At 63.7% G+C, this 5,587-nt stretch carries 5 protein-coding genes and 3 pseudogenes; 5 read left to right on the forward strand and 3 right to left on the reverse strand.

Annotation, left to right across the window (positions count from 1 at the left end; genetic code table 11):
* Positions 1-101: 101 nt before the first annotated feature.
* A pseudogene (locus ABZV91_RS32055) lies at positions 102-614 on the forward strand (transposase); the annotation flags it as partial.
* 21 nt (positions 615-635) lie between these two features.
* On the opposite strand, the gene ABZV91_RS32060 reads toward ABZV91_RS32055, so the two are convergent.
* The gene (locus tag ABZV91_RS32060) at positions 636-2,186 is read right to left on the reverse strand and encodes an ISL3 family transposase (protein WP_355249465.1); all 1,551 of its coding nucleotides are present in this window, start codon (positions 2,184-2,186) and stop codon (positions 636-638) included.
* Positions 2,187-2,303: 117 nt separating this feature from the next.
* Between ABZV91_RS32060 and ABZV91_RS32065 the strand changes: the two are divergent.
* The 3 genes and pseudogenes from ABZV91_RS32065 to ABZV91_RS32075 all read left to right on the forward strand — a co-directional run.
* Positions 2,304-3,010: pseudogene (locus ABZV91_RS32065) on the forward strand (IS256 family transposase); the annotation flags it as partial.
* A gap of 221 nt (positions 3,011-3,231) precedes the next feature.
* Positions 3,232-3,507, forward strand: coding sequence for a recombinase family protein (locus ABZV91_RS32070; protein WP_355249466.1), 276 nt, complete (start codon positions 3,232-3,234; stop codon positions 3,505-3,507).
* Positions 3,501-3,815 (forward strand): recombinase family protein, encoded by a 315-nt coding sequence (locus ABZV91_RS32075; RefSeq protein ID WP_355249467.1) that lies wholly within the window; start codon positions 3,501-3,503, stop codon positions 3,813-3,815. The genes ABZV91_RS32070 and ABZV91_RS32075 overlap by 7 nt, the downstream gene beginning before the upstream one ends.
* A gap of 394 nt (positions 3,816-4,209) precedes the next feature.
* Here the strand turns inward: ABZV91_RS32075 and ABZV91_RS32080 are convergent, their stop codons facing one another.
* A complete protein-coding gene (locus tag ABZV91_RS32080) occupies positions 4,210-4,785 on the reverse strand; it encodes a dihydrofolate reductase family protein (RefSeq protein ID WP_355249468.1) in 576 nt (191 codons plus the stop codon).
* Between the two features lie 225 nt (positions 4,786-5,010).
* On the opposite strand from ABZV91_RS32080, the pseudogene ABZV91_RS32085 reads away from it, so the two are divergent.
* A pseudogene (locus ABZV91_RS32085) lies at positions 5,011-5,109 on the forward strand (IS982 family transposase); the annotation flags it as partial.
* Here ABZV91_RS32085 and ABZV91_RS32090 read toward each other — a convergent pair.
* The gene (locus tag ABZV91_RS32090) at positions 5,096-5,341 is read right to left on the reverse strand and encodes a hypothetical protein (protein WP_355249469.1); all 246 of its coding nucleotides are present in this window, start codon (positions 5,339-5,341) and stop codon (positions 5,096-5,098) included. The pseudogene ABZV91_RS32085 and the gene ABZV91_RS32090 sit on opposite strands and share 14 nt — an antisense overlap.
* Between the last annotated feature and the right edge of the window lie 246 nt (positions 5,342-5,587).

A 5,587-nucleotide genomic window follows, 5' to 3' on the forward strand; every position in this document is an offset into this window, starting at 1 on the left:
CCGACATCACCCCGCCGTCGTCAACCGACGCAGCCGAAACCACCGGAACGGAGGTCGCCTGAAACCTACCGATACACAGGATTTGACAATATCTCGCCGAACTGGTGGGCAAGCTGGTGGAGCAGGCCCGCGCCAGCGGGCTGCAGCTCAGTGGCGAAGGCGGGCTGCTGGCGCAGCTGACCAGGATGGTGGTCGAGTCTGCGCTCGAGGGTGAGATCACCGACCATCTCGGCTATGACCACGGCGATCCCGCCGGGCGTGGAACCGGCGACTCTCGTAACGGGACCCGCTCCAAGACCGTGATCACCGACGTCGGGCCGGTCGATATCGAGGTCCCGCGGGATCGGGAGGCGAGTTTCGAGCCGCAGATCGTGCGCAAGCGCCAGCGCCGGCTCAACGGGGTCGAGAACATGGTGCTGTCGCTGTCGGCGAAGGGCTTGACTCATGGGGAGATCTCGGCGCATCTGCGGGAGGTTTATGGCGCCGAGGTATCCGAGCAGACGATTTCCACCATTACCGACACGGTGATCGACGGGGTGTCCGAGTGGCAGAACAGGCCGCTGGACTCGGTGTATCCGGTGATCTTCCTGGATGCCATCCACGTGAAGATCCGGGCTCTGGCGCAGTCTTCGTGATCAGTTCTGTAGCAGGGTGCGTTTGCGGAGTAGGTCCAGGTTGGCCCGGCCAAACATTTGGCGTTTGATCATTTTGATGCGGTTGATGTGGCCTTCGACCGGGCCGGAACTGTGAGGCAGGGTCAGGCCGTTGCGGACGGCGTCGATATCGCGGCGGAGGTTGCGGGCAAATGAGGCGATCGCGGTCAGTGAGTCCTTCTCGACGATATTGATCCATTCTTCGAGGCGGTGCCCCTCAAGCTGCGTCATCATGATCGCGAAGTCCTCGACATGGTTCGCCAACCGGCGCAGATCTTTGCTGCGTTTGCCGAGTCGGTGCAGGCTGGTGGTGTCGTCGGCGGTGAGGTTGACCGGATCGGTCATGATCCACCGGGTCATGTCGCGGACCGACGGCGGTCGCGGCGCTGGGACCGGCATGTGGCCGGTTCTGGTGCGGAATCGTCGTAGATAGCGTTGAACTTGCTGTTCGGTGCCGGGATATCCGAGCTCGGCGATCTCGCGGGTGAGTTGGGCGCCGTTGCGGATCCCGTCGTTCCAACGTCGATGCAGGTGCTCGTGGTAGCCGTCCAGGATGGACGAGCGTTGTTGGTTCTTGGCGATCAGCGGATCGACAGTTTCGGCGCCTGCGAATTTGCGCACTGTTGCTGGGTGCAGGCCCAGCTCGCGACCGATCGCGGACTTGCTCAGTCCCTGCTGCAGCAGTCGGTGAACTGCGGCGTGTTGATGTCGGAAGCGTCTGACGACCTTCAGTTCGCGATAGTCGACGACGGCAGGCGTTTGGCCGGAGGGCGCGGCGGCAGCTTCGGCGGCCAGGGCCGCGGCAAGGTCTCGGCGGATCGCGGAAAGGTCCTTCTCCACGGCTTGGCCGAGGTTCTGCCAGAGATGGAACCGGTCGGCGACCTGCAGCGCGGCCGGAGCGCCTTGCCGGGCGCCTTCGGCATAGCCGCCGGCTCGGTCCCGGCAGATGATCTGCGGCAGGGGCCTGGCGCGCAGCCATGCGGCCAGGGCGTCACCGTCACGGCCGTCGATCAGGTCGATCGGTCTGCGTGTGTCGAGATCGATCAAGACTGTCCCATAACGGTGGCCGCGGCGGACAGCGAAATCATCGACACCCAAGATCACGACCGGGCTGTTCGGCGGGTCCGGCAACCGGCGGACCAGTCGGATCAACGTGTCCCGGCTGGCTGGTAGCCCCAATCGGCCCGCCAGCCGGGCACCGGCACGACCGGCCATCGCCAACCCGATCGTGACGAGCATCGACGTCAACCGGCTCGTTCGCCGAGACCATTTCACCGTCAAACCGGCAACCTGTTCAGCAAAGGTCTTCGCCGAACAATCGCTGTTCGGGCAGAAGAACCGCCGAACCACCAGTTGAACGGTCACCACTTGGCCGGCGATAGCAGCGTCGGCCAGTGTTCGCTGATAGCGGGAATGCACACGCGCCGAGAACGACTCACATCCTGGGCACCGGGCAGTCGGCGCGGCAACCACGGCCCGGAGAACCAGACCATCTCCTTCGCTGTCGACTGCTTCTACCGCCAGATCAGCCAAGTGCGGCAACAACTTCTGAACAAGATCACCCGAACACGCCCGACATCATTACCAAGCGGAAGATTCCAACGACAACACGCCAAGCCCTGAGATCGTCACGAAGACTGCGCCAGAGCCAAGATCCGCGACGGCAAGGTCGCAACCGGCCGATCTATGTCGCGTTGGCGGTGACAGTGGAGGGCACCCGCGACATCCTCGGCTTGTGGGCCGGTGACGGCGGTGAGGGCGCGAAATTCTGGCTGCAGATCCTCACCGAGCTGCGTAACCGGGGTGTCGAGGACGTGTGCATGCTCGTCTGCGACGGCCTCAAAGGACTCCCGGACGCCATCGGGCAGGTCTGGCCGGCGGCTGTCGTCCAGACGTGTGTGGTGCATCTGCTGCGGGCTTCGTTGATACGCGGCCCGGCAGCACTGGGACGCGATTGCCAAAGCGCTCAAACCGATATACACCGCACCCACAGAGTCGGCCGCGTTGGAACGATTCTGCGAGTTCACCGAGGCATGGGGCGGTAAGTATCCGGCGATCGTGAAACTCTGGGAGAACTCCTGGTCGGAGTTCGTGCCGTTCCTCGCCTTCGACACCGAGATCCGGCGGGTGGTGTGCTCGACCAACGCGATCGAATCGGTCAACGCCGCATCCGCCGCGCCGTCCGCGCCCGCGGGCACTTCCCCAACGAGCAAGCGGCCCTGAAATGCGTCTACATGGCGATCATGAGCCTCGACCCCACCGGCGCCGGACAGAAACGCTGGGTCACCCGGTGGAAAGCCGCGCTGAATGCCTTCGACATCACCTTCGAAGGCCGACTCACCGCCAGACGAAAGTAACGGGGTAGCCGTAGCATCCGCCGAAAATCGGGCGGATATGGCGTAGTGCCTTGCCGGTGATCGGAGTGGGTCGGAAACGTTCGTTTCTGTCCCACATCCGGCCCACGGCTTCATGTTCGCGAACCCGCAGCTCGCCGAGACCCCGAATCGGGTCAGAACTCGTGTGCGAAATCTATGAGACGAAACCGGACGGGTCGGCACTTTATGGGATAGTCCCGGGCATGGCTCGGTTCGGATACGCGCGGGTCTCCACGCGCAGGCAGAAAGACGACTCCCAGATCGACGCACTCACCGCCGCAGGATGTGAACGGATCTGGGTGGACAAGGCGTCCGGGAAGCTGGCGCGACGCCCCGAGTGGGACAAATGCTTCGACCATCTGCGCCGCGGCGACGAACTGGTCATCACCCGACTCTCGCGCCCGTTCCGATCGGTACGGCACATGACCGAACTCGCCGCGCAACTCGATGAGCGCGCGGTATCGATCTGGTCGTGCTGAAACAAGGCATCGACACCACCACCCCCGCCGGACGGTTCCTGTTCCACGTCATCGCCGCCATGGACGAGATGACCGCCGACCTCATCAGCGAAGGCACCCTCGAAGGACTCGAATCCGCCCGTGCACGCGGACGCATCGGCGGACGACCGGCCGCGCTGACCGAACTCCAGACGCTCAAGGCACGGCAGATGTACGACGAAACCAACGAACACGGCAAACGCCGCTACACCGTCGCCCAAATCGCCGAAACCTTCGCCGTCTCACGCAAAACCATCTACCGCCACCTCGACCGAGACACCACCACCTAACCAGCAGACAACGGCACACCTGCCCCGAGATGCGGCCGATGTAGCCCTCAGCCAGAGCCGCGCGAAGGCCAGCCCTGGCGCACACTCAGCGCTGCCGACTGTGGTCCTGAACACACCAATTCGGGGGTGAAACCACTGGTCAAGCTATTGTCGTTGTTTTCCGCGCGATTACTACCCGAACCCCAAGCCACCTCGAAAGTGTCTACCGGCAACACCTTTCACGGGTAACCACCCCCGCATCCCTTGGTTAGCCACCTACGCGACCTCGGCATCGAGCCACGCGCCGCCGACGATGTCGTAGTCACCGTGGTGGACCCGGACAGTCGAAAGGTCATGTTCGGCACCGCCTGAATGGCATCCTCGATGCTCGCCGGCAAATGTGCGCACACGCAGTTCAGGACATCGGCCGATAGCGCACCCGCACAGTGGAGGCCGCGTCGCCCGCCCGTGGGCTGAGCCGAATTGGCGCACCACCGGGCTTGCTATAGAGCCGGATACCGTCGCCGAGGAGGACAGGGGCAATGTGCAGGTCGATCTCGTCGATCAGGCCGCGTTCAAGGAGCTGGGCGCCGATGTTCGGGGAGAACACCATGATGTCTTTCCCTCCGGCGGCGGCCAGCGCCAGCTGGACGACATCGGCCGGGTCGCGATGCAGGAAGGTCACGTTCTCAGCAGGTTCCGCGTCTTCGGGGTGGTGCGTGAGGACGAAGATGGGACCCTGCCAGGCACCGCCCCAGGGACTGTGCCCCACCGGTGAGTCCCAACCATCGCGTCCAGCGATGATCGCGCCGGTGCCTTCGATGTAGCCCTCGATGACGCCTGGATCCACGCGGTATCCGCCGGTCCCCAGCCAGTCCATGCTGTGGTGCGGTCCTGCGACGAATCCGTCCAGCGACATCATGAAGCTCCACAGCACGAGTCCGCGGCCCTGGTGGAGCCGCTCCATGTCCTCCAGTTTCCGCTCACTCAAGGGGAATCCGTCCTCTCTCGCATCGGGTGACCGCCATGTGCGACGGCTCGTGTGAACATGGCGATCACCAGTGGTGATCTGCAACTAGTGTCCCCCGCCAGGAATCGTTGAAGATATGCGGCGAGTCGGTCGAGGATTTCGTCGGCGGTCTTGGTCCAGGTTAACGGTTTGCGCCCGGTCCGCAAGGGCGAGGCGCAGCGGCCTGGTAGTGGCTTGTTCAAGCCGCTACGGCAGATCATCGAATCGATCAACCAGACTTTGAAAGCGCAGCTCGATCTGGAACGACACGGTGGACGGACCGTTGCCGGAGTCACTGTCCGGGTTCTGCAAGTCCCGACTCGCCCGCAACATCCCGGATCTGCTCACGCTCGGTCAACGACAAGAACCGAGGATGCAGCTGTTTGTCCAACACCGACAAGATCGGCGACACCGTGTTCACACCGGCCATCGTCGCTGTTCCTGCGGCGTAATCGACACGCAGACCATCACGATAGGTGCGGGAAGTGCTGGTCTTACGAACCCCGCCGTCCCAATCCCGCGCGGTGCGCACGTTCACACCGATTTGTTGCGCTGCCCGCTGCTAGGATATCCCCGCGGGCACGCAACTGCTCGTACTCACCCCGCCGCGGATGGGCACGCGAGGCTGCTACCGACCGCCGGCCCGCTGCCCGCGCCCACGTGAAAGCCGTATTCCGGTTGAGCCCTACTGACTGGAGCCCGGTGGGTGGGTCCACCGGTTGTGAGAGTTCTGATGCACCAGAATGGGTGCAGAAGGAGACGATCACACCATGTCACGACGTCG

The sequence above is a fragment of the Nocardia sp. NPDC004568 genome, from assembly GCF_040609955.1.
Classification (GTDB): Bacteria; Actinomycetota; Actinomycetes; order Mycobacteriales; family Mycobacteriaceae; genus Nocardia.

What these genes read in the sequence shown, in the direction of transcription:
- ABZV91_RS32070 (WP_355249466.1), top strand. Translation starts at nt 3,232, where the DNA reads ATGGCTCGGTTCGGATACGCGCGGGTCTCCACGCGCAGGCAGAAAGAC.